Here is a 23,572-nt window from a genome sequence, read left to right on the forward strand (position 1 = left end):
AAGTACACAATGCTCCATTATATGCCAAAACTTCACTAAATTTGTTAAAACAATTCACAACATTTTTATGTTTATATAAAAAGAAGTTTCACATATTAAAAACTATATAATATGAGAGAACAGCAATTTTTAGGACTCATTGAAAAAAGCGTGCGCGCCCATTGGGAATTGGAAGCACTCACCGACTACAAAGGCCTGACTTATTCATATAAAGATTTTGCACGACACATTGAAGAATTTCATATAATACTCAAATCTGCAGGTATCAACAAAGGAGACAAAGTAGCCATAGTTGGCAGAAACTCTTCCCGTTGGGCTATAACATTCTTCGGGACCCTCACATATGGAGCTGTTGCTGTTCCCATACTTCATGATTTCACTCCTGATATCATACATAATATTATCAACCATTCCGAGGCAAAGGCACTTATGATTTCTGCAGCCAACTATGCATCGTTGGACACAGGGCTAATCCCCAATGTGGGACTTATCATGCAGCTCGACGATTTCACTCTACTGAAAGCCAACGATGAAGTACACAGGACATATGACAACTTGGAGAAACTTTTTGCCGAAAAATTCCCGTCATTCAGTCCGGAAGATGTATCCTATCACATAGAAGACAATGAAGACCTGGCTGTGCTCAACTACACTTCCGGAACCACAAGCCTCTCCAAAGGAGTAATGATTCCTTTCCGCAGCCTATGGAGCAACACCAAATTCGCTGAAGATAATCTGGAATTCATAAATCCGGGCGACAATATACTATGTATGCTCCCAATGGCGCATATGTACGGACTTGCTTTTGAAGTGCTGAATTCAATCAACAAAGGTTGTCATATCTTTTTCCTCACCAAACTGCCTAGTCCGGCAATCATACAACAGGCATTGAAAGACATCAAGCCACGCCTGATACTTGCTGTTCCGTTGATTATTGAAAAAATGGTCAAAGGGAATATTTTCCCAATAATCGAAAAACCTCATATGAAGCTCCTTCTTTCACTTCCTATTGTAAAGGATATCATAAGAAAGAAAATATGCGAAAGAATAAATACATTCTTCGGAGGTGAATTTGAAGAAATTGTTATCGGAGGTGCTGCAATAAACAAAGATGTTGAGAATTTCCTTCGTGAAATAAAATTCAGATACACCGTCGGATATGGAATGACTGAATGCGGTCCGCTGATTTCATATTCCCAGTGGGATGTGTTCAAGCCTGGCTCTGTCGGAAAAATCGTGGACAGGATGCAAGCAAAAATTGCAAACCCAAATCCAAATACCAAAGTCGGAGAAATCCTTGTAAAAGGAATGAACACCATGTTGGGATATTACAAGAACGAAGAAGCTACTAAAGCAGTAATGCTGGACAACGGATGGATGAGAACCGGCGACCTTGGACTGCTCGACAAAGACAACGTCCTCTACATCAAAGGACGATGCAAGACCATGATTCTTGGTCCAAACGGGCAAAATATCTATCCTGAAGAAATAGAGAACAAACTCAACAACAAAGACTTCGTTGTCGAATCTCTTGTTATTTCCGAAAACGAAAAGCTCGTCGCCCTCATATATCCGGACTACGAAGCTATAAAGAAAGCCAGTTCCAACGCTAATCCAAATATCGAAAAAATTATGCAGGAAAATATTTATTCTTTGAATAATGAAATACCTCGCTACTGCAAAGTTTCATCTTTCAGAATTATGGAAAAGGAATTTGAGAAAACTCCTAAACGAAGTATCAAGAGATATTTGTACCAGAAGTAAATCGGTGTTTGAAATTTTTATATTTATATTAAAGAGTGGGCACATTTGCTCACTCTTTTTTCACTTTATATTACGTCAAATTATTTTCAATTTGATTTGAATATTTTTCTCATATACTCTAATTAAAATAAAAACTTATTCTATACGTATATATAATTACAGACAATTAATTATCATTTGAAGTTCATCTAAAAATTTTGCAGCATGAGCTCCATCCATTTGTGTATGGTGGAATTGAAATGAAATAGTCAGGTATTTCCTGAAGAAAGTTTTTTTTATTTTTCCCCATATCAGGAATGGATTATTGAATATACCACTATACATTCCAACAGCACCATCTATTTCATAATTCACAAGAGCAGAGGTACCAATAACCATACTTTCAGTTAAATCATAGTTTTCACAGTTTTCTCTTACCTGTTTGGTCAATTGGAGATAATCATTATTGAATTGAATCAGATTTTCTGAAAAAGGAATATCACAGGAACTTATTTCACCAATTCTATTGGCTACAATCGTATTCACGGCAATTGTATCATATTGAACCAATCTGTCACCAACAGGAAGTATATAGAATTCCTTAATTCCGGAAGCAGCTTTGCCTATACACCAACACATCAACATATTCAATTTCAGTCCTTTCTTTTTACTAGTTTTTACAAGTTTAGTCACATCTACCGTCTTGAAAAATGTAACCATTGGCATAGGTGCCTGCATCCACATCTTGTATGCGTATGCTCGTGTTGTATTTGCGGGGTTAATTTCTTTCTTCATTTCTGTAGCTTTAATTTAAGGTACAAAAATAAAAAGAGCATTTGAGCATGTATAGAACAAAAGAGACATTATAATGGAATGCTAAACAGATCAGAATATGGTTCACATATTTCTTTCAGAGATAAGGGAGTATATCCACTGAATATTCTAAATTCACGGATAAAATGTGACTGGTCTGAATAACCGCATTGATAGGATATTTGCGCTAAACTGATACTTTCAGGTTGGTTTTGCATAAGTTTAAGGGATTTCTGAAATCGTACGATTCGTGCATACTCTTTCGGATTCATACCGACCATAGCAAGAAAAACACGTTCAAACTGTTTCTTGCTTAGGCAGGCAATAGATGCCAGTTCTGAAATCCTAATATTAGGATTAGAATACATTTGACGGATAACTGTCATAATCCTGTCAATATACTGTTCACGTCTTGATGTTGAATTGATTCTTAATTGCGAAAGTAGCCATTGTTCTATAAGATTTATACAGTAGTCATTATCTTCACAATCCAGGACTCTCGCAGCTAGACAATTTAATTTCTTATTCTCCAGTCCATAACCAGATACTTCCCTATTATAGAACAGAGACGTGGGAACATTAAGAAAGGTACTCATGGCATAAGGATGAAACACTGCAACAATCATCTCTATATTATCCGTAGCACTAATATGAGACGAGAAGTTAACTTGTCCACTAATAGTTAGTTTATCCTGCTTCGTGCTTAATTCGGGAATATATAAAGCCGACTTTTTATGAAATATAATCTGAGGGCAACCAATTGGGAAGGTGTAGGTCTCGATCGGCCGGTTACTCTCAAATATCCAATAGTATCTGATATAATCCCTCAACTGTTAGCATGGTTTATAAAATCTGAATCCACTTGTCATCTATAAACATGTTTGTTTTCCTTAAAAACAAGAACAAAGATAGTGATAATAGAACATTATCCGAACATATTTTAAGCTATTAAAAATGAACATTGAAGATATTTCCGTATTTTTGAGATTATAATAATAAAAACTCTCAATTTTTAGAAGCAAATATATGGGACAACAGTTTTGCCAAAGTTGCGGTATGCCTCTCACTGATACAAATAAAGGAACAAACTCTGATGGAAGTTTGAACAATGAATATTGTTCCTATTGTTATCAGAAAGGACAATTCTCACAAGATTTTAACATGAACCAAATGATAGAATTTTGTGCTCAATTTACTGAACAGATAAATAAGGAGACAGGATGGAATCTTACTCCGGAACAGGCTAAGGAAAATATGAGACAATTCTTCCCTACTCTTAAACGATGGAAAGAAAAAGATGAAAGAGCACTTACAGAAAAGGCAACTAGCTTGTTAGCACAATGTAAGGACATTACGATTGCCTCAATTGATGCCGAAGGATTTCCACGTCCGGTTTCAATGTCCAAAATCAGTTCAAAAGGATGTAATGAGGTATGGTTGGCAACAGCTGCCAATTCAGTGAAGGTTACAGATTTCAAACTAAACAATAAAGCCGGACTTTGTTATTCAAACTATGGTGACAGTGTCGGTTTGAGAGGAATCATTGAGATTATAACTGATGATAACATACGAAAAGAAATGTGGCAGGACTGGCTTATCAATCACTTTCCGTATGGCCCTACAGATCCTAATTTTGTACTTTTACATTTCATAGGAAAAGAGGCTACATTTTGGATTAATGGAGAATTTGCGCACGAAAAGTTGTAATATAAATTCATATTATTAAGAATAGACATAGCATTCTTTATGTCTTGCATTCATTATGAAAAAAGTAAAATATTTAGGACAATAACCTCCTACTGAAAAGACAAAATTACAAAATGCAAATCAAAATGGCCGACAATGGAAATTCATAATTTATTGGATGTCAAATCAAGAAACGAGCTGCGTGGATGGCTAATACAGAACCACAAAACGGAGAAAGAATGTTGGGTAGTCGTGAAACGTGGAAGGCCTACAGATGACAATACTTTTTGGTATATCGATGCTGTAGAAGAAGCCTTATGTTTCGGCTGGATAGACAGTACTACAAAAAAAATAGCAGATGATGTCACAGCCCAGAAACTTTGCCCCAGAAAGCCAAGAAGCAATTGGTCCGAGCTCAATAAAGAAAGATGCCGCAGAATGGAACGATTAGGACTGATGACAGATGCCGGAAGAGCCGTTCTACCGGATATGTCACCTAATGGTTTTATCATAGACAAGGATATATTACAGAGGCTACAATCCGACCCGGTAGTGTGGAACAACTTCTGCCAATTTCCTGATTTATATAGGCGAATAAGAATTGATACCATCCAAATCAAGCGGAACCAACCCGAACTTTTTGAAAGTCGCCTGAACAAATTCATAGAAAATACCCGAAAAGGACTTCTCTACGGAGAATGGAATGACAACGGAAGATTATAAAATACAGGAAAGCATTAACCTATTTCTATTTTTATTACCTTTGTATCTAGGATATTAAAAACAAAGATTGTTCAACCTATGAAATGGCAATTGTGCATATAGCTGCGCATAATAAATAGCATTCTCAATTCAAGCTATTGTTAATATACAGGCCCATAATACAGGCCTATACTTCTTTATTTTGCCATTATATCAAATAATTACTTTACAAATAAGTTATGTTACCAGTTGACAGTACTTATTGTATTATATCATGTTGAACAATGAACTATACATATAAAAACATATGGCTCATCAACTTTCCGGTTATGATGAGCATCCTTATCGAACAACTTATTAATATAACTGATGCTATCTTCTTAGGTCATGTTGGTGAAATAGAATTGGGGGCATCAGCACTCGCTGGAATCTGGTATCTTGCCATTTATATGCTCGGCTTCGGATTCAGTATAGGTTTACAGGTTGTCATTGCACGGCGTAATGGCGAGCAGCAATATTCAGAAACAGGTAGGACATTCTTTCAAGGATTACTTTTTCTGTCGGGTTTAGCAGTTCTACTGTGCACTATTTCGAAAATATTATCTCCCATGATTCTGAGCAATCTGATTGCATCTGAGAAAGTATATTATGCTGTTATTGACTATCTGGACTGGCGCATTTGGGGATTAATGTTTTCTTTTCCATTTCTTTCGTTACGATCTTTCCTTGTCGGTATCACACTTACAAAGCCCTTGAACAAAGCTGCCTTCACCGCAGTATTGGTGAATATACCTTGTAATTGGCTTTTCATATTTTATTTCGATATGGGAATAGCCGGTGCTGCTATAGCATCTTCATTTGCAGAATTGTGCTCATTGATAATATTGTCTATACATGTTTTACGAAAAATGGACAGAAAGGTTTATGGTCTGAACTGGCAGTTTAATAAAAACATATTCCATCACGTTTGCCGTGTATCTATCTGGAGCATGTTCAATCCGTTTATTGGTGTAGCCTCATGGTTTGCCTTCTTCGTAGCTATTGAGCACTTGGGCGAGTTGGAACTGGCAGCGACAAATGTAATACGTAGCATATCTACCTTGTTTTTCGTCATAGTCAATTCACTGGCAGCAACAACCGGCTCATTGGTAAGTAATCTATTGGGAGCAGGACAAAAGAGTCAGATTTTCCCGTTATGTAACCGGGTTATCCGTTTGGGATATGCCGTGGGATTCCCTCTTATTATCCTTTCTATAATCTGTTTCAATCCTCTTTTCAATATTTATTCGGATAATGAAAGTATGATACAAATAGCACAGCTACCATTTACAGTAGCTCTGTTGAATTATGCTTTTGCATTACCTGGTTATGTATATATGAATGCTGTCACAGGAACAGGTGCCACACGTACAACCTTCATTTTTCAAGCTGTAACCATTATAGCCTACCAGATTTATTTATGGACGATAAGTAATTTCAGCTCATCACTGTCTGTATATTGGACATCTGAATATTTGTATGTAATATTATTTGGAATACTTTCCGTCATCTATATTAAATACAAAAACTATTCATAGTTTTAATTCCATAATTAAAAGTAATTTAGAGAAATCTACTATTCCAAATTTTAATACCTAAAAGAACGTGATTTTTATAAATACGCTCTTTTAGGTATTGGTTATTATTTCCTATTCTTTGATTGTTCTATTTATTTCTATATGATAGTCTTACCTATGTTAATGAAAATCACACACTAAAATTCCACAACCTTATCTATCTTCAATATCCTGCCACTCTCTCCATCAACCAATTTATACTGTATCTGTCGAATTCCACCAGTCGGTTTAGCATTACTGTCTCCATCATTGTAGATTGGGAAACGTTGGCAAAATGTGTTTTCAACAATAGCCATTTCATCATGTCCCATATAACCTTTGTTTATTTCATTATTTTCTGATACTTCGGGTAAATATACCTGACTTACAGATTTTCCATTGTTTACAGAATATCCGATAAATTTTCCATAACTACCGCTTCCATCTGATGTAAGATAAACAAACAACTCCGGATAACTGTCAATATTCAAATCTCCTATTTCGGCATTAACAACCGCATATCCAGTTATATCATGACACAATGTTTCGTTGGATACACTCAATCCGGAAGGTTGAATCATAAGGCTGTCACCTTTAACACTAACATTAAATGATATCTTGCTTCCAGGATACGTCAATTCTTTATTAAATCTTTCCTCACATACCTCCTGTTTTAATGAACCTGCATCTTCTTTAGCTGTCACATCTGAAACTTTTTCATTTTTGCTGAAGGAACAAGACATCAATAAAACACATAACACAAATGAACTTATTTTCTTCATATTCTTCATTCTTTTATAACTGCACAATAATTTATTACTTATACATTTTTATATCATTACATATTTGCTGGATTTCATTTATAAATCTTGATACATGAAACCCGTCACAAACAGCATGATGAACTTGAATAGAAATAGGAATAAGATATTTATCATCTTGCTGAAAATATTTTCCATAAGTAAAAATAGGCAACAGATAACTTCCATCTGCAAATATATTCAGATTGAAACCGGTAAATGTGGCCCAAGGTAATGAAGATATTGGAAAGGTATTCGCTGGAATATTAGGCTTGGCATCTATTCCACAATTACAGCCAAACATCTCGATATCCTGCTCATAATTAGCAAGGAAAGTCATAAGATTATCATTCCATTCTGTCCATATATTGGAAAATGTTTCATTCTCCTTATGGAAAACTGTATAGCATGGCGACATGCTATCCCATACACCCAATTCACCCTTATCATTTATTGCTGTACGAAACTCTTCATGATTATTTACGACTTTTGTCAATACATAAATCAAAAGTGGATAAAGTTTCGTATGATTTTTGTTTTTAAACAATATAACCTCTGATATGTCTATGTTTACGGTAATGCTATACGTACACCGTATCTGACTAAAATAATGATCAAAATACGATTTTCTTTTCCAAGTTTCTTTATTTATAAGTTTAAACATATAATTTCTATTTTGAATGAAGACCTATCCGCAAGTCTTCATTATATAATCACTCTCTTACTTTCCCCAATTAACCTATCAAACCCTCAAGAATATACGCTGCTTATACATAACCCACATAATAAAGTAAACAATCGCTACATTACTTAATACAATCAATGGGTGATAAAAGCTGCCAAGATATTGTGAAAATCCATAAAGCAAAGATTCTCCTATGCAATTAAAACTGATAGTTTCAGCCAACATATAAACTACGATAGAATTTTGACCATAGACCTTGAGCCAAGTAATATTACTGCGGTGACCTTTATAATCTATCCAATAATAAAACAGTCCCATAAGCAGAAAACAATAACCGCTGCTGACAAACACCATCGAGCTAGTCCATATTGTCTTGATGACCGGCAACACCAGATTCCATGTCCAGCCTAGCACTACGAGAGCAGCTCCGACAGATAGAAATAACTGAACCTTCTTTTTCTCTGCCAGTTCGTGACTTTTGGCAATATATCCGGCAAACATTCCCGACATCACTGTCACCACAAAGTTCAGACTGCTTAAAATCCAAGTGTAATAATAACCAACAGCAAAAACTACTGTTCCATTCTGCATTTCAGCCCCGTCGCGGAAACGACCCATCAATGCACGGTCAATTCCTTCACAGAGATTGCCATCCGGAGTGTAGTCTCCACCGCCAAACGAACCTAATCTGATGAACTGCATTGCAGCCCAATAAATCATCAACAAGACAAATGACGATATAATCTGAGTACGTTTGGATGTGTACAAGTAAAACAGTACAGAAAATAAATATCCCACGGCAATACTCTGCAGTGTATTTGTATACAAATAGATATGCGACGGATCTAATGACCGTAAATTACCCTGCACTATCATACCAAAGAGCCATAGAAGCAACACACGTTTCACCAATCGCCTTATAAATGGCTTTTTGTCCGGATCATTCTTATAACGTGAATATGCAAATGGAATCGTAATTCCCGACATAAAAAGGAATAATGGCATTATCAAATCCCAAGGTGAGAATCCTGTCCATTCCTGATGTGAAAGCAACCATTTACACGAATTCAACCATGGCACGTCAGCGGCATTGATAACAGACATGAGAAATGGTCCTAACGCAACCAAAAAGAACAAATCGAAACCCCTAAGGGCATCAAGCGATTCCAATCGCTTCGGCATAGCTTGTTTTTCCATATTTATTAGAATTAATATTTGTCAGATTTAAAGAAAACATTTTTAGAAATAATAATTATTATCCCTTATCTCAAGCGTGATATCCATATATGAACGCTTGCCCTCGATATAGTCTGCATATAATATCTCGGCTTCCTTTCCTTTCAGGATACGGCACTTACCACACGATTCACAATCGTGCAGGCATTTCCAAGCATTGAGGACGAATGCTCTGCGCTCTTCTTTTGTTGATTGTTCAATATTTGGAGGTATCATAATATGCAAATATATAACTCGAAAAGAGCAGAAACAAATCCAGAACCGGATTTTTTATTTGAAATAATATGATGCTAACATAAGCTTGATTTATCAGACATAATATCTTACCTTTGATGGAACTTCAAATAATAATGCTATGATTAAGATTTATGGTATGGAGACTTGCCCTGATTGCACATATGTGGAAGAGCAAGTAAAAGGAAACGACAAATACGAAGTCATCGATATTGGCCGGCATGTGAAAGATCTGAAAGCTTTTCTGAGACTCAGGGACAACAGTCCGGTTTTCGATGAAGCAAAACGTAACGGAGCTGCAGGCATTCCTTGTTTTGTTCTGGAAGACGGAACTGTTACATTGAATCCTGAAGATGCAGGATTAAATTCACGCCCGGTAAACGAAGGGGCAACATGTAATATTGACGGAAGCGGTTGTTGATTATGGCACACAAGATTATTTTTCTTCACGGATTTTTTGCTTCAGGGGAATGTGTTCCGGCACAAGCCCTGAGAGAATATTTCAATGGTAAGGCAGAGTTGCTGACACCAGATTTGCCTTTACATCCATATAAGGCTATCGAATTCATGCAGCATGTTTGCGAACAGGAAAAGCCGGATATATTGATAGGAAACAGTAACGGTTCGTTCCTTACACAAATAATCGCTGCAAAAAATGGAATTCCGGCATTGCTGGGAAATCCTCATTTAAAGATGACGGATTTCTTAAAAGAACGTGTTGGCTTGCATGAATATAAGTCGCCGCGCGCCGACGGAAATCAGCAGCTCGTCATAGACCAGGCATTGATTGACGAATTTGAAGATCTTCAGCAACACCAGTGGGACTATTGCACACCTGACAATCAGGAAAGGATATGGGGCTTATTTGGAGATAATGACCAACTGGCACATTATGAGCCGCTATTCCTGATGCATTATAAGCATTCTTATCATTTCCCCGGCGGTCACACTCCAACTGCGGAAGAAGTAAAGAAATATTATGCTCCGCTGGCAGAAAAGTTATATATGAGCTTTGTTAGATAGAATTATGACAAAAGAACTTTTACATTCATGTCCGGAGCTGGTGGATTATATTGACGAGGTGGGCTTTCTTCCTCTGCTCGACATGGGAATCTCCGGATGGTCGGCTGAAGAAGTTCTCGACGAGGATTGCGGGTATAACAAATTGCCTGACGGAGGATGGGAATGGCCTCTGTGGGAATGGAAAGGTGCCATATTGAGAGACAGCGGCTGCGCATACGGAAAGTTTTTCAAGCAGAAGGCTGCGTTCATCAGCAAGGAATGGTGGCCGGATTTCTTCAACTATCGCCGCAGTGTTTTCCCTTATCCGGAAGAAGGAAGCGTTGAGGAATTTATTTTATCTACGCTGAAAAGTTGCGGAAGTCTCATCACGCGCGAACTTCGTGACGCTTGCGGATTCACGGGGCCGAAAATGAGAAGCCGCTTCGATGCTTATGTGACGCGTTTGGAAATGGGCGGTTATATAGTAACGGAAGATTTCATTTATCCACGCGATCGGCACGGACGTGAATATGGCTGGGGATGGTCGCTTCTCACTACGCCAGAAGCTTTGTTCGGACGTGATGCGTGTTGTCCGGGACGCTCACCGCAGGAATCACGGGAAAGGATTCTTTGCCAGTTCCGTAAAATTCTGCCGGATGTATCTGAGAAGACATATGACATTCTGCTAAAATAAAAGCAAGTGCGATTATATAAACAATAATGCTTTTTCCTAATCGGATAATGATTCAGGAAAAAGCATTATTGTTTGTTGGAGAATTTATTTTCTTTCGATTTCTCTCAGATTTTCCATTTTCTTTCTCTGCATGAATTCATATATTCCTTCGAGATGCTCAACAACTTTCTGATTGCCAAACTCATATACTTTTGTAACAAGCCCGTCGAGGAAGTCACGGTCGTGAGAAACAACGATAAGAGTTCCGTCAAAATCCATTAGAGCCTGCTTCAGGATATCTTTTGTCTTCATATCGAGATGGTTTGTAGGCTCGTCGAGGATAAGAAGATTCACCGGTTCCAACAGTAGCTTAATCATTGCCAGTCGTGTTCTTTCTCCTCCGGAAAGCACTTTCACTTTCTTTGTCGAATTTTCCCCGCCAAACATAAAGGCACCGAGCAAATCCTTTATCTTGTTTCGGATATCACCTTTGGCAACATCATCTATTGTCTGGAAAACTGTAAGATTCTCATCCAGCAGCGATGCCTGGTTCTGAGCGAAATATCCTATCTGGACATTATGTCCGATAGTAAGCATTCCTTCATGCTCTATTTCCTTCATTATACATTTCACCAATGTGGATTTACCCTCACCGTTGCGGCCAACGAATGCGATTTTGTCCCCACGCTCGATTGTCAGGTTCACATTCCTGAAAATGGTCTTGTCACCATAGCTCTTTGCAACGTTCTCGATTATCACCGGATATGAGCCTGAGCGAGGTGATGGCGGGAACTTAAGGCGAAGTGCCGAAGTGTCTTCTTCGTCAACTTCAAGAATTTCAAGTTTCTCAAGCATCTTCACGCGGCTTTGCACCTGAAGAGTCTTAGAATATGTACCTTTGAAACGCTCGATAAATTCCTTTGTTTCGGCAATGAACTTCTGCTGTTCGTCATAAGCTTTCTGCTGCTGTTCTCTCCTCTCCTTTCTGAGCTGGAGATATTGAGAATAATTCACCTTATAGTCATAGATTCGTCCCATTGTGACTTCTATGGTGCGAGTTGTGATATGGTCAACGAAGGCACGGTCGTGACTGATAACAACAACTGCCTGTCCGCTATCAATGAGGAAATCCTCGAGCCACTGGATAGACTCGATGTCAAGGTGGTTAGTCGGCTCGTCGAGCAACAGCACGTCCGGTTTCTGAAGAAGGAGTTTTGCCAATTCGATTCTCATTCTCCATCCGCCGCTGAATTCTGATGTCTGGCGATTGAAATCTGTTCTCTTGAAACCAAGACCAAGGAGAGTTTTCTCAATATCGGCATCGTAGTTTATCTCTTCAATAGAATAGAATTTCTCGCTTAAAGTGGAAACTCTCTCGATTAGCTCCATATAGCTGTCGGAGTCGTAATCTGTGCGAGTTTCCAGCTCCTTGTTGAGAGCTTCAATTTCTGCCTCCATCTCATGAAGATGGGAAAAAGCCTGGGCTGTTTCCTCAAAGACCGTACGTCCGTCTTCTGTCATAAGATGCTGAGGCAGATAAGCTATTACTGTATCTTTAGGGGCGGAAACTTTTCCTCTGGTCGGTTCTCTTACTCCCGCCAATATTTTCAACAAAGTAGATTTTCCTGCTCCGTTTTTTCCCATCAATGCGATTCTGTCATTCTCATTGATAACGAAAGAAATATCCGAGAATAGAGTTGTCCCTCCAAACTCAACTGTCAATCCGTCGATAGAAATCATGTCGTATTTTATTTAATTCTGATGTTTCAAATGAATGGATATAAAGTTGCAAAGATACTATTTTTCCGCCATATGACAGTCTATTATTGATAGATATACTCTACATCCGATTTCTTGAACCTTACGATTCGTGTATTGTTTGCACCGGCACCATTCTTTGTTGCATGTAATGCACCCATACTGCCATTGAAATACCAGCCCTGACCCGTCTCAGGATTGTGAACGGCAAAAAGCATATTGTTGTAGTGTCCGTGATTAATCCCGCTATCGTTCCACTGACTGCTGGAACCATACCACACCAAAGGTTCATGCTCGCTCACCGAAGCATTATACATACTTATGTAAATCAAATCCGGCAAGGCAACACTTCCCACTGAAACATCATTTCGGCGTTTTTGTCGTCTCTGCAACGATGTGCCCCCGTTCCACGCTGTCGAATGCGAGCCATCCCACATAAGCCAGATATAATCGCCGGTCGACTCAAGAACATTGTTGTAGTCCTGCATCGAAGGAAGTTCATAGCCGTTAGGTGCTATTGATTTCGGATCAAGTTTATTGATATGCACAGTGTTATTGAAATAACCTGCCAATTTTGCCACGCCATTGTCATCCACAACTTCAAGACCCTGAGTCTTATCACCCATATATTGCCATTTCCACAGGTTGAAATATTCTTCAGCCGAGCATTCGCCAAGATACTCATAAAGAGTTTTACCTGCTCTGGCTGCCGGATCATTTGACGAAAGAATCTGATCCTCAAAATTACGGGAATCGCCCATAGCATTATATTTGCACCACCATACTCCATTCAGATAAGTGACAGGTAATCCCCAGTTTCTTCTGGAAATCGTATATTCTTCTCTGTCGCTACCGTCAGACTTGTTTTCTATTACAATTCTGGCTGTCTGAACACGACCGTCTGCCTTCGGGTCATTAGGTTTCCATCCGGCAAGGACACGGAATGAAGTCATGGATCTGTAAGTAGAAACTTCTTCAATTTTCACCCAATTATCCTCATCTACAGGATATTCAATTCCCAGAGATTTTTCAGCAGGCAAAGTAAAAACAGCTATCTCATTTTCCACATATTCAGAGAAATGATACTCATTGTTTTCGTCAAAATTGATAGAACCGCTAAGCTGAACAGGATTAGCTTCCATAACCACAGTAATATAATCTGCCTGATAATTTTCATTCATTCCTTTGCGGTGGAACATCAGCTTACGCTCTACAGCTTTCATTCCTGGGCGCCATATTCCCTTAGAAACAGAAAATATGTTTTTTCCTATGTGTTCTGGAGAATTACCAATTCGGGTAATCTGAAGAGGTAAAGCCGGATCCGGAATAAACTCCAATTCATCATCACAATCCAAAGCCAAGGTAAAATCTGTTTCTTTGTATGAAAGAACTATTCGCTTGTTGGATTCTGAAACGGATGCATCAGCAGGAAGTTTGGAACTATTTATATCAATGAATAAATTACTTGTATTTGGCAATAATTCAACTTTTCCGCCATCTTCCCACTCAATGACATTTATGATTATACCATTTTCAGGATGTTCGGGGTCAACTGGTCCAGGATTTTCCGGTTCCGATGGTTCTGAAGGCTCTGACGGTTCTCCGGGTTCTGATGGTTCACCTGGTTCTGACGGTTCTGATGGTTCTGACGGACCGCTTGGCTCAGAAGGGCCAGATGGTTCCGATGGACCAGATGGTTCGCTGGGTCCGTCAGGATTTTCTGACGTTGTATTATCAGAATACGTAATATTGACAGTATATACAGTATTTCTTCTCAATATTGAAGGAAACTTCACTTCTTTGACCATAGTCTTGTTGTTAGCCTTGATTGTCAAAACAGCACGTAGATTATCCGACACCTGCTCACAAAGATATGCTACTGCCTTTTTATTTCCAGAAACTGGCTTTTCAAGATTCACCGTAACATCTCCAAATATTGCTGAATCAGGCGTTGCCACCGATTCTTTCGGGAACATATATGACTTATTTGCCACATTCTTAAACACGATTTTCTCCACAGATACAGGAATTGATGTATTAACAGAAAAATCAATACGAGCCACACCACGTCTGAGTTTTATCGTATGTTCTGCCAAATCAGACAAATCAACGTATCCACTGTAATAATCCAAAGAAAGACCTCCGTGATGAGCAACTTTTATATCGAGCCATTCATCTTCCGTCATACCTCTGTCGCGCAATTTGCTCAAAGGCTGCTCGCCCGGAAGATTTCCTACCATATAAAGTCGGCCTTTCGATTCGTCAATTCTTATTCCGCTGTTCAGGTCGATATTCTCATATACCTCCTTCAACAGACCATCTTCGAAAAGACAAGCGTGCAGTTCGTTTATAATGTTCTCACCATCAGCACTAGCGTCTTGCCCCTGTATTTTGTATGGCTGTAAATTAGCACGTACAATCACAGCATTCCCGCTATTCTGATTTAGATTATTTCTCATATCATCTTCGCACGAAACAGCAAAGAGTAATATAATTAATGATAAAATTCCCGGTATGAAACTATCAAACAGTTTCGTCAATATTGTGTTTATTTTCATCTTAATTTTTATTTCAAAATATTATTCTTTCAAGTGCAGCTATTTATCACTACTTAAGTTTCTCAACAGTACACTTAACTAGGTTTCAAAGTTTTGTCAACTTGTTTCCTATTCAACTAGTTAACTGAAGAAACTTGAAATCATTATAATAAATCATGTCATTGAAAAGTCATGCTACAGTAATTACAATTATTTATAACATTTGTCATATTCAAAATATTGCTCCACCTAGGTGGTTCAATCGGCTCACCTAGGTGAATTGATTAGCTCACCTAGGTGGATTGATTGACTCACCTAGGTGAGCCGATATTTTGATTACTAACAAATCCCTAATCCATTACTAAAATGGAAGCATATCATTATTATGATATTGAAAAAAATTCAGCTACTTAAATTACTCATAAATATATTCCACCGGAGTTTTTACGCAGCGAATTGTTCTTGTCTTATTCTGGTTATTGGCAGAATACTTGAACCAGTTTCCTGAACCGTCTGACTGTGAATAACCCTCAATAGACCATGTATTTGACTTGTTTCCGAATGTTGCAAACAATATACTCATCTTTGCTATAGATGTTTCGTTCCACTGATGTCCCAAACCGCAAAGAAGCAAATGTTCGCCTTCATATTCAAAATCATAGAAAGTAATTGGTCCGTATTCATTTCCCAAGAAAGAAGCATTGCGCTCAACAACCTTGAAATTCAATCTTTGTCCCAAACCATTGTTAAAGGCACCAGGATTATGATAACCCAAATTTGAATTATTACCCCAATTAAAGAACCGGAAATCATCATAGTCCGGTATTTCATATCCATCAGGAGCCATAAATGTCGGAGACAATGTTCCAAAGTTGTCGGATTTGGTATTATAATTCTCATACACAAAACCTTCTCCATTATGAACAATACTTAGTCCCTCCTGGTTTCCAGCCTGATACTGGTCTCCAATTACATTAAGGAATTCAGCATCGCTACATGAAGACATATAATCCGCAAGATTACCACCAGCCGGCTCATTCGAGACAAGTATCTGGTCAGTAAAGTTCTTCACATTTCCTCTAAGATTGTACTTACACCACCATGTTCCATTGATGTTGACAACAGGCAATCCCCAGTTCTGACGCTTAACGGTATATGTTTCGATGTGTTGGTTGCTGCCATCGGATATAGTAATCTGTGCAGTCTGTATTCTTCCGTCAGCATCAGGGTCATTGGGCTTCCAACCTGCCAACAGACGGAAACGGTTGTTGCCATTTTCTTCAAGTTTCATCCACTCCGGAGAATCATCTGCAAAAGAAAGAGAGATATTCTTCCCTTCAGGGAGAGTAATTACTGCCACTTCACCATCAATATATCGTGCAAAATCACACATCGCATTTTCATCAAAGTTGAGATGACCTTCCAACTTTACAGGATTTGCCTTGAATACCAGAACAACCCTATCTCGCAACACATCATTCTTATATACATTTATATATGCATATTGCTCAGCAACACCTGGCATTTTGAGCTTACTGCGAACATTAAGCTTACGTGAATTTGTTACCAGTGAACGAGACGAAATAAATTCCATATCAACTTTGTCAACATTTCCATCAATTCGGCAATCGGCTCCTTCTTCCGACAAAATAGCAAGTGTGAAACTATTGTCCCATGATTCAACAAAAACAGAGTCTCTGTTCTTATTGACATAAACAGCATCACTGAGTATTGAATTATCTATGTCGACAATCCCTTTATATACGTCTTCTGTTTCCGAGCCTGTTCCATACTCCCAATCACCAGTATCAACACTAATGGCAAAGTCTGCTCCGCTTCCATAGATTTTTAGTGTATAGACCTTGTTTCTCAGAATTTCCGGCAATTCAGCTCTCAACCTCTTCCATGCACCATTTACTGTTATAAGAACTTCTACTTGAAATCTTTTGTCATACTGCTCTGGTAAATAATCAATGGTTTCTTTTTTGTTAGAAAAAGGAGTGTCGCCGAAATCTTTGAATACATCTTCTTTATCAAATATATCTTCGACTTTTCCCTCTTGTTCAAATACATATCCTTGAGAAGCCACATTTTTTATTCTCACACTATGCACATTGGCATCAACGGAATATGATTCCAAATCAATTCGAGCCACCGAATGTCGGATTGCAACTGTAAGATTATTGTCATCATTGCCAGTCAAATCAGCTTTTCCGGTCATTGTAATACCACGATGGTTCATACCTTCCATATCGGACTTAATGCTGAGAAAGTCTTCTTCAGATGTATTGTCAACCTGAAAGTTGTTATCTTCTATTATTCTGGCAGCATTAGCAAGGAAATACAAATTTCCTCTCGTCGATGCCATGTTAATATCAGCAACTCCTTCTTCGTTTATACTAATATTGCTAATTACTTCCTTTAGAATATTATCCTCGAATCGGAATGCTGAAATATTATCAATCTCAGAAGATAATCCGCCCGAATTCTGCTGATTCGGCATTGAAAACCTTACAGAAAGAGGTTCTGCAACAGTTGTAGAATCTCTGAAGTCATCTGCCGTGCAAGCACACAATGCTATCAGAAAAACAGGTAAATATATGTATCTTAATATTTTCATTTCTTTTATCTTCAATTTATCAGTATTTATTCGGGTTCAACTTACTCTTCAAGTAATCAGGAGAATCAATAGGCATTTTGCTTATATTCTGAACATAGAAATTATTCATTAATCTTTCTGCCCATGGTCCGTAAGTAAACGAACTGTTATGTCCGTATCCCATAACATGACCTAATTCGTGGAACATCACATTGCAGGCATATGTATTGCTATAATGACTGAACCAGCCATCCTGATATGCTCCGAAAACAGTTGGGCTTCCCAGTCCGACTACTCCATTTCCCGGATAAACAAGGCCAACTTGCAATGTTCTCTCCTGTCTCATCTGAGCCAATACTTGCTCTACTTTTACAGGATTTCTGTTGTCGTCATATAAGTCACCAGCATTATCACGCAAAATCTGCTCGTGTTCTTCCATATCAATCAAATAAGTAAAATTCAGGAAGAATGCCACTGATTCCCTACAATGCACGGGACGAATTCCCATCCAATTACCGACAGGTCCGCCATCTTCTCTGTCCGGGTCACCATTGAAAAGTCCCCAAAAAATATTCCAGCCATGCTTGATAGCTTTTATCTTTTCCCAATATGGGTCAGTAGATTCTATCACAAACTCAGCTCCAGAAAAATCTGAAATAGATAGTTTTGGAACATTCACATATCTACCGGATTCAAGTCGGCACATTGTAGCCCGTTTCAACATTGGTGTTGTTTCATAGAAGTCTGCAAAAGCAGGTATTGAATCAAAATGTGCAAAATCAAAATACTCATCAGAAACAGATGGCAGCTTAACTTTTATTGTTGCATCATACAAGACGCGTGGAGAATAGAAACGTGCATGCAATTCTCCATTATCATTTACTGATATCTGAAGAGGACGTGAAGTGTTGAAACTTCTCTGAGTTCTGTCTGTATAGATATCTTTTGTTTCTTTATCTGAAAGAATCTCATAATGCTTTGATAAATTATAAGACCTAGGTGTAATATACATCACAGGCGAATTATCATCCGGATGATTAACCACATTCTCTATATTATGAATATTGTTAGGAAAAATACCTTTCTGTTCGAAATCAAATGAGACTGACGCTTCTTCTGACAAATAATTAACAGTTGAATGTTCGACAGTTGCTTTTACTGATGAACCACCGACCGTTGGCATAAACATGAAAGAATGAATCTCATTCAAGCTTATTTCGTCCATTACGCCATCGCTTTCTCCATCAAAATCTCCGTTTCCTTTAAGGGATGTATAGAATCTGGACTTCGTGATTAGTAGCTTTTTATCTACTGTCGCATTTCTCACATATTCATTATTATATATGAAATCAAAATCAAGTCTGCCGATAATTCTTTTCTGCATTATATCTTTGTCAATCACGGCAATTTCTGTTTCTCCAAATTCTGAAGCACTAGTTTCAACTACAAATGGTGTTGAAGAATAGAAATATTCAGCTTGTAATGGTCTGTGCAAATCGGAAGGGAAACTAAGCCACTCTTCATCGGCAGATGATATTTTATTTATCTCTGCCATATCTTCACTCTCATCTCCTTTAATGCCTAACACCAAAAGATTATATTCGCCTTCGTGTAAACCTTCAGCATAAATTTCGGACTTTGAAGAATTGTGGTCCATTTTTACAGTTTCCACAATATTACCGTTTTCATCAGCTATGTAAAAGAATAGTTTATCATAAGTAGCAACAACAGAAGCGACATTACTTTGTCTTCCATTTGATTCCGAATAGTTTTCATGCCTCAATTTGAAGCGTATAGGATACATTAAACTCTGAGACGAATCCTCGGAAACTAACAAATCATTGCTACAAGACGAGAATAAAAAAACACTTATAAAAATAAGTAAACCAAAAAACTTTTTCATTATCTGTATTTATTTTGTTTTAGGATAAATATTAACCGGATACCAAATTCAAAGGAACTTCAATAGCTCCGCCATCTTCCCAAGATTCAAACTCTGAGCCAACTGTTATTCCTTCATTATTGAAAATGACATTCATCATACAATATGTTCCTGCCTGGAAATTCTTCAGTTCGTCAATTACTGAAGCAGGAACTATTGATTTCACAATCTTTCCGTCTGCCAATTCAGCTTCAATAATTACCGGAATTCCATCAAAATTATCTGAAGGAATCAATGGCATATAACCACGTCCAAGGTATCATAACTAAACTAAAATAACCGCAGATTCCCCATAAAAAAAGTCTGTACCTTAACACCATAAAAATTTTATCAATAAATAAGTTTGTAACCTATAACACCAATTTTAACAGATTATACACATATTATGTTCATTAAAGACAATAAGTAAAAGCACTGTTTTATGATTTATTGCGAAATTTCCTATTGAAATTTTTGTAAAATACATAATCCAATCATAGATAAACAACTATTATCAAGCCTATTACTCCTATACACTAAGACTTAACAAGCAAGAACCTTCAATTAAATCATTTTAATACACTTTTTACATAAATAGAGGAATTATTTACAATAAGCCATATATTATCGAATATTCAATTTAAATTGTTCCAAAGACATCAAAAAGATGAAAACTGTAATAAAAAAACATACAAACTCTGTTTTATCTGTTGCAAGGATAAATTTATAATTCTATCTTTGTACTGGCTTACAAAAATGAGAAAAGCGTAAAGTTTTTATTATCATTAATATAATAAATTAGCGATTATGATTTATTCACATGAAGTTCAACACATGTGTGTTGTTAAAAAGGGCGCTAACCACCCTTGCGCTCCGATTCCAGAAGAAGGAAAATGGGTTAGAGCAACTCAGATTACTGACATTTCAGGTTTGACTCACGGTATCGGTTGGTGTGCTCCAAAGCAGGGTGCTTGTAAATTGACATTGAACATCAAAGAAGGTATTATCCAGGAAGCATTGGTTGAAACAATCGGTTGTTCTGGTATGACTCACTCAGCAGCTATGGCTTCTGAAATCCTTCCAGGCAAGACTTTGTTAGAAGCTTTGAACACAGACTTGGTTTGCGACGCAATCAACACAGCAATGCGTGAATTGTTCTTGCAGATCGTTTACGGACGTACTCAGTCTGCTTTCTCAGAAGGCGGTCTGCCAATTGGTGCAGGTTTGGAAGACTTGGGTAAAGGTTTGCGTAGCCAGGTAGGTACAATGTTCGGTACATTGGCTAAAGGTACTCGTTACTTGGAAATGGCTGAAGGATATTGTACTCGTATGGCATTGGATGCTAACGACGAAGTTATCGGTTACGAATTTATCCACCTTGGTAAATTCATGGATATGGTTAAGAAAGGCGTAGACGCTAATGAAGCTTTGGAAAAAGCTAAAGGTTCTTACGGCCGTTTCAAAGATGCTGTAAAATATATCGATCCTCGTAATGAATAAGAAAACACTTACACGCGTACTCATCGGGCTGATAATAATATGTGTTATCGGATTTACGATAGCTTATTTTGCTCTGAAAGGTGAAAAGCCTTGGTTAGCATTCTATGTGGCTTGTTGTGGCGGTGTGCTTGTTTTCAATTTTCTGATTTCATTATTTCTCGTAAACAAGAATTTTAAAAAGTAAAAAATATGGCTTTATTTGAAAGTTACGACCGCAGAATCGATAATATCAATGCGGTTTTGAAAGAATACGGTATCAACGGCATCGAAGAAGCAAAAGAAATTTGCGCTGCTAAAGGCCTTGACCCATATACAATGTGTAAAGAAACTCAGCCTATCTGCTTCGAAAACGCATGTTGGGCTTATGTTGTAGGTGCTGCTATCGCAATCAAAAAAGGTTGCACAAACGCTGCTGATGCTGCTGAAGCTATCGGTATCGGTTTGCAGGCATTCTGTATCAAAGGTTCTGTTGCTGACGACCGTAAAGTAGGTATCGGTCACGGTAACTTGGCTGCACGTTTGTTGCGTGAAGATACTCAATGTTTCGCTTTCTTGGCAGGTCACGAATCTTTCGCTGCTGCTGAAGGTGCTATCAAGATTGCTGAAATGGCAAACAAAGTACGTAAATCTCCGTTGCGCGTTATCTTGAACGGTTTGGGTAAAGATGCTGCTAAGATCATTTCTCGTATCAACGGCTTTACTTATGTTCAGACTCAGTTCGACTATATGACTGGCGAAGTTAACGTAATCGAAGAAGTTGCTTACTCTGACGGTTTGCGTTCAAAAGTAAAATGCTACGGCGCTGACGACGTTCGCGAAGGTGTTGCTATCATGTGGAAAGAAGATGTAGACGTTTCAATCACTGGTAACTCTACTAACCCAACACGTTTCCAGCACCCAGTTGCAGGTACATATAAGAAAGAACGTGTATTGGCAGGCAAACCTTACTTCTCAGTAGCTTCTGGTGGTGGTACAGGTCGTACATTGCACCCAGATAACATGGCTGCTGGTCCTGCTTCATACGGTATGACTGACACAATGGGTCGTATGCACTCAGACGCTCAGTTCGCTGGTTCTTCTTCAGTTCCTGCTCACGTTGAAATGATGGGCTTCTTGGGTATGGGTAACAACCCAATGGTAGGTGCTACAGTTGCTGTTGCAGTTGCTATCGAAGAAGCAATGAAGAAGTAATTAAATATTTAACAATAAAATGAGGATATATTCTATTTAGATATATCCTCATTTTTTCATATAGAATAACCTTAAATATTTAATTAATATGCTGTTTAATGATATTATACAGAATTTATATAGCGATGATGAATCATCTATTCTTGAAATCTTAAATGCAAGTATTCATGTTCAAGAATTAAAAATTATAAATGATGAACCTGCTATTCATACAGGTTTTTATTGCTATGTACATACTGGTAATTTATTTGAGTTTATATATATAATATCTACTAAAGAACTATGCTTTCAAAAATCTTCACATAATAATGTATATGCACCATTGGGACTACCTTATATTTGCGAGTATACACCTAATCCTTATAGTTATAAACAATTTAAATTTACACATCAAAAAGGAATATGGTATAATTCTTACAATAACATAACCGATACTTTCTCTTTTATAGAGACTAATGAAATTAAAGAATATGAGATTCAAGATAAAAAAGTTATAAAAATAAATACAAAAGACAATAATGTTATATCACAATTTAAAATTAAAGCAAAAACATTTACAATCTCAAAAAATAGAAGGAACCTATTAATACCAGAAAACAAAGAATTTAATTATAAATTAAATCCACTTTGCCTTCCTAAGTTTTATAAATCAAACAAGTTTCATATATTTAAAGATAATCATACAATAGAGAGTTCCTTTTATGAAGAAAATTATAAGACATATGAAAAATATAATGGAACATATGCACAAGATATAGAAGGTCTAGATGATGACTTTATTGATGATGTTTTAGGAGGTGAGCCTGAAGCCTATTGGAATATTGATTAAAGGATTATCATTTTACAAAAAGAGTACCTATCTATATAAACATATATAGGTACTCTAATAAGTATAAC

Annotated in this window: 22 protein-coding genes; 11 read left to right on the forward strand and 11 right to left on the reverse strand. The window is 37.5% G+C overall.

Going from position 1 to position 23,572, the window contains the following annotated elements:
* Positions 1-111: 111 nt before the first annotated feature.
* Positions 112-1,764, forward strand: a complete 1,653-nt coding sequence (locus ACYIAR_RS02575; RefSeq protein WP_480331931.1) for an AMP-binding protein — start codon at positions 112-114, stop codon at positions 1,762-1,764.
* A gap of 156 nt (positions 1,765-1,920) precedes the next feature.
* On the opposite strand, the gene ACYIAR_RS02580 is transcribed toward ACYIAR_RS02575, so the two are convergent.
* The gene (locus ACYIAR_RS02580) at positions 1,921-2,538 is read right to left on the reverse strand and encodes a CatA-like O-acetyltransferase, family 2 (RefSeq protein WP_480331933.1); all 618 of its coding nucleotides are present in this window, start codon (positions 2,536-2,538) and stop codon (positions 1,921-1,923) included.
* Positions 2,539-2,606: 68 nt separating this feature from the next.
* Entirely contained in the window at positions 2,607-3,386 is a 780-nt protein-coding gene (locus tag ACYIAR_RS02585) for a helix-turn-helix domain-containing protein (protein ID WP_480331935.1), read from the reverse strand.
* Positions 3,387-3,582: 196 nt separating this feature from the next.
* Between ACYIAR_RS02585 and ACYIAR_RS02590 the strand changes: the two genes are divergently transcribed.
* The 3 genes from ACYIAR_RS02590 (at position 3,583) to ACYIAR_RS02600 (ending at position 6,521) form a co-directional block, all read left to right on the forward strand.
* Positions 3,583-4,263, forward strand: coding sequence for a zinc ribbon domain-containing protein (locus ACYIAR_RS02590; RefSeq protein WP_480331937.1), 681 nt, complete (start codon positions 3,583-3,585; stop codon positions 4,261-4,263).
* A gap of 135 nt (positions 4,264-4,398) precedes the next feature.
* Positions 4,399-4,965: a YdeI/OmpD-associated family protein gene (locus tag ACYIAR_RS02595; protein WP_480331939.1), complete on the forward strand. Its 567-nt coding sequence runs from the start codon at positions 4,399-4,401 to the stop codon at positions 4,963-4,965.
* Positions 4,966-5,228: 263 nt separating this feature from the next.
* On the forward strand, positions 5,229-6,521 hold the full coding sequence (locus tag ACYIAR_RS02600; RefSeq protein ID WP_480331941.1) for an MATE family efflux transporter: 1,293 nt from the start codon (positions 5,229-5,231) through the stop codon (positions 6,519-6,521).
* A gap of 176 nt (positions 6,522-6,697) precedes the next feature.
* On the opposite strand, the gene ACYIAR_RS02605 is transcribed toward ACYIAR_RS02600, so the two are convergent.
* From ACYIAR_RS02605 to ACYIAR_RS02620, 4 genes are all read right to left on the reverse strand, one after another.
* Complete coding sequence (locus tag ACYIAR_RS02605) at positions 6,698-7,321, reverse strand: PliI family lysozyme inhibitor of I-type lysozyme (RefSeq protein ID WP_480331943.1); 624 nt, start codon at positions 7,319-7,321, stop codon at positions 6,698-6,700.
* A 34-nt stretch (positions 7,322-7,355) separates the two neighbouring features.
* Positions 7,356-8,003: a type A chloramphenicol O-acetyltransferase gene (gene catA / locus ACYIAR_RS02610; protein ID WP_480331945.1), complete on the reverse strand. Its 648-nt coding sequence runs from the start codon at positions 8,001-8,003 to the stop codon at positions 7,356-7,358.
* 78 nt (positions 8,004-8,081) lie between these two features.
* The gene (locus tag ACYIAR_RS02615) at positions 8,082-9,221 is read right to left on the reverse strand and encodes an acyltransferase family protein (protein WP_480331947.1); all 1,140 of its coding nucleotides are present in this window, start codon (positions 9,219-9,221) and stop codon (positions 8,082-8,084) included.
* A 42-nt stretch (positions 9,222-9,263) separates the two neighbouring features.
* On the reverse strand, positions 9,264-9,476 hold the full coding sequence (locus ACYIAR_RS02620; RefSeq protein ID WP_480331949.1) for a hypothetical protein: 213 nt from the start codon (positions 9,474-9,476) through the stop codon (positions 9,264-9,266).
* 139 nt (positions 9,477-9,615) lie between these two features.
* Between ACYIAR_RS02620 and ACYIAR_RS02625 the strand changes: the two genes are divergently transcribed.
* Genes ACYIAR_RS02625 through ACYIAR_RS02635 form a run of 3 tightly spaced genes read left to right on the forward strand, consistent with a single transcriptional unit; the run spans position 9,616 to position 11,190 of the window.
* Entirely contained in the window at positions 9,616-9,915 is a 300-nt protein-coding gene (locus ACYIAR_RS02625; RefSeq protein WP_480331951.1) for a glutaredoxin-related protein, read from the forward strand.
* Positions 9,916-9,917: 2 nt separating this feature from the next.
* Entirely contained in the window at positions 9,918-10,517 is a 600-nt protein-coding gene (locus tag ACYIAR_RS02630) for a YqiA/YcfP family alpha/beta fold hydrolase (protein WP_480331953.1), read from the forward strand.
* A gap of 4 nt (positions 10,518-10,521) precedes the next feature.
* The gene (locus ACYIAR_RS02635; RefSeq protein WP_480331955.1) at positions 10,522-11,190 is read left to right on the forward strand and encodes an AlkZ-related protein; all 669 of its coding nucleotides are present in this window, start codon (positions 10,522-10,524) and stop codon (positions 11,188-11,190) included.
* Between the two features lie 84 nt (positions 11,191-11,274).
* Here the strand turns inward: ACYIAR_RS02635 and ACYIAR_RS02640 are convergent, their stop codons facing one another.
* From ACYIAR_RS02640 to ACYIAR_RS02660, 5 genes are all read right to left on the reverse strand, one after another.
* Positions 11,275-12,909, reverse strand: a complete 1,635-nt coding sequence (locus ACYIAR_RS02640) for an ABC-F family ATP-binding cassette domain-containing protein (protein ID WP_480331957.1) — start codon at positions 12,907-12,909, stop codon at positions 11,275-11,277.
* A gap of 83 nt (positions 12,910-12,992) precedes the next feature.
* Entirely contained in the window at positions 12,993-15,386 is a 2,394-nt protein-coding gene (locus ACYIAR_RS02645) for a hypothetical protein (protein ID WP_480331959.1), read from the reverse strand.
* A gap of 493 nt (positions 15,387-15,879) precedes the next feature.
* A complete protein-coding gene (locus ACYIAR_RS02650; protein ID WP_480331961.1) occupies positions 15,880-18,084 on the reverse strand; it encodes a hypothetical protein in 2,205 nt (734 codons plus the stop codon).
* 19 nt (positions 18,085-18,103) lie between these two features.
* Positions 18,104-19,966 (reverse strand): hypothetical protein, encoded by a 1,863-nt coding sequence (locus ACYIAR_RS02655; protein WP_480331963.1) that lies wholly within the window; start codon positions 19,964-19,966, stop codon positions 18,104-18,106.
* A gap of 31 nt (positions 19,967-19,997) precedes the next feature.
* A complete protein-coding gene (locus ACYIAR_RS02660) occupies positions 19,998-20,246 on the reverse strand; it encodes a hypothetical protein (RefSeq protein WP_480331965.1) in 249 nt (82 codons plus the stop codon).
* Between the two features lie 545 nt (positions 20,247-20,791).
* Here ACYIAR_RS02660 and ACYIAR_RS02665 point away from each other — a divergent pair.
* The 4 genes from ACYIAR_RS02665 (at position 20,792) to ACYIAR_RS02680 (ending at position 23,504) form a co-directional block, all read left to right on the forward strand.
* On the forward strand, positions 20,792-21,484 hold the full coding sequence (locus ACYIAR_RS02665) for an iron-sulfur cluster assembly scaffold protein (RefSeq protein WP_480331967.1): 693 nt from the start codon (positions 20,792-20,794) through the stop codon (positions 21,482-21,484).
* A complete protein-coding gene (locus ACYIAR_RS02670) occupies positions 21,477-21,668 on the forward strand; it encodes a hypothetical protein (protein ID WP_480331969.1) in 192 nt (63 codons plus the stop codon). Before ACYIAR_RS02665 ends, ACYIAR_RS02670 begins: the two co-directional genes overlap by 8 nt.
* 5 nt (positions 21,669-21,673) lie before the next feature.
* A complete protein-coding gene (locus ACYIAR_RS02675; RefSeq protein ID WP_480331971.1) occupies positions 21,674-22,675 on the forward strand; it encodes a GGGtGRT protein in 1,002 nt (333 codons plus the stop codon).
* 88 nt (positions 22,676-22,763) lie between these two features.
* Positions 22,764-23,504, forward strand: a complete 741-nt coding sequence (locus ACYIAR_RS02680; protein WP_480331973.1) for a hypothetical protein — start codon at positions 22,764-22,766, stop codon at positions 23,502-23,504.
* Positions 23,505-23,572 lie beyond the last annotated feature (68 nt).

It is taken from the genome of Parabacteroides sp. KHUB-01, from assembly GCF_056640935.1.

Bases quoted from the DNA above. Each gene is read 5' to 3' on its own strand.
- ACYIAR_RS02575 (WP_480331931.1), top strand. From the start codon at position 112: ATGAGAGAACAGCAATTTTTAGGACTCATTGAAAAAAGCGTGCGCGCC.
- ACYIAR_RS02580 (WP_480331933.1), bottom strand. From the start codon at position 2,538: ATGAAGAAAGAAATTAACCCCGCAAATACAACACGAGCATACGCATAC.
- ACYIAR_RS02590 (WP_480331937.1), top strand. From the start codon at position 3,583: ATGGGACAACAGTTTTGCCAAAGTTGCGGTATGCCTCTCACTGATACA.
- ACYIAR_RS02595 (WP_480331939.1), top strand. From the start codon at position 4,399: ATGGAAATTCATAATTTATTGGATGTCAAATCAAGAAACGAGCTGCGT.
- ACYIAR_RS02600 (WP_480331941.1), top strand. From the start codon at position 5,229: ATGAACTATACATATAAAAACATATGGCTCATCAACTTTCCGGTTATG.
- ACYIAR_RS02605 (WP_480331943.1), bottom strand. From the start codon at position 7,321: ATGAAGAAAATAAGTTCATTTGTGTTATGTGTTTTATTGATGTCTTGT.
- catA (WP_480331945.1), bottom strand. From the start codon at position 8,003: ATGTTTAAACTTATAAATAAAGAAACTTGGAAAAGAAAATCGTATTTT.
- ACYIAR_RS02615 (WP_480331947.1), bottom strand. From the start codon at position 9,221: ATGGAAAAACAAGCTATGCCGAAGCGATTGGAATCGCTTGATGCCCTT.
- ACYIAR_RS02620 (WP_480331949.1), bottom strand. From the start codon at position 9,476: ATGATACCTCCAAATATTGAACAATCAACAAAAGAAGAGCGCAGAGCA.
- ACYIAR_RS02625 (WP_480331951.1), top strand. From the start codon at position 9,616: ATGATTAAGATTTATGGTATGGAGACTTGCCCTGATTGCACATATGTG.
- ACYIAR_RS02630 (WP_480331953.1), top strand. From the start codon at position 9,918: ATGGCACACAAGATTATTTTTCTTCACGGATTTTTTGCTTCAGGGGAA.
- ACYIAR_RS02635 (WP_480331955.1), top strand. From the start codon at position 10,522: ATGACAAAAGAACTTTTACATTCATGTCCGGAGCTGGTGGATTATATT.
- ACYIAR_RS02640 (WP_480331957.1), bottom strand. From the start codon at position 12,909: ATGATTTCTATCGACGGATTGACAGTTGAGTTTGGAGGGACAACTCTA.
- ACYIAR_RS02645 (WP_480331959.1), bottom strand. From the start codon at position 15,386: ATGAGAAATAATCTAAATCAGAATAGCGGGAATGCTGTGATTGTACGT.
- ACYIAR_RS02650 (WP_480331961.1), bottom strand. From the start codon at position 18,084: ATGAAAATATTAAGATACATATATTTACCTGTTTTTCTGATAGCATTG.
- ACYIAR_RS02655 (WP_480331963.1), bottom strand. From the start codon at position 19,966: ATGAAAAAGTTTTTTGGTTTACTTATTTTTATAAGTGTTTTTTTATTC.
- ACYIAR_RS02660 (WP_480331965.1), bottom strand. From the start codon at position 20,246: ATGCCATTGATTCCTTCAGATAATTTTGATGGAATTCCGGTAATTATT.
- ACYIAR_RS02665 (WP_480331967.1), top strand. From the start codon at position 20,792: ATGATTTATTCACATGAAGTTCAACACATGTGTGTTGTTAAAAAGGGC.
- ACYIAR_RS02670 (WP_480331969.1), top strand. From the start codon at position 21,477: ATGAATAAGAAAACACTTACACGCGTACTCATCGGGCTGATAATAATA.
- ACYIAR_RS02675 (WP_480331971.1), top strand. From the start codon at position 21,674: ATGGCTTTATTTGAAAGTTACGACCGCAGAATCGATAATATCAATGCG.
- ACYIAR_RS02680 (WP_480331973.1), top strand. From the start codon at position 22,764: ATGCTGTTTAATGATATTATACAGAATTTATATAGCGATGATGAATCA.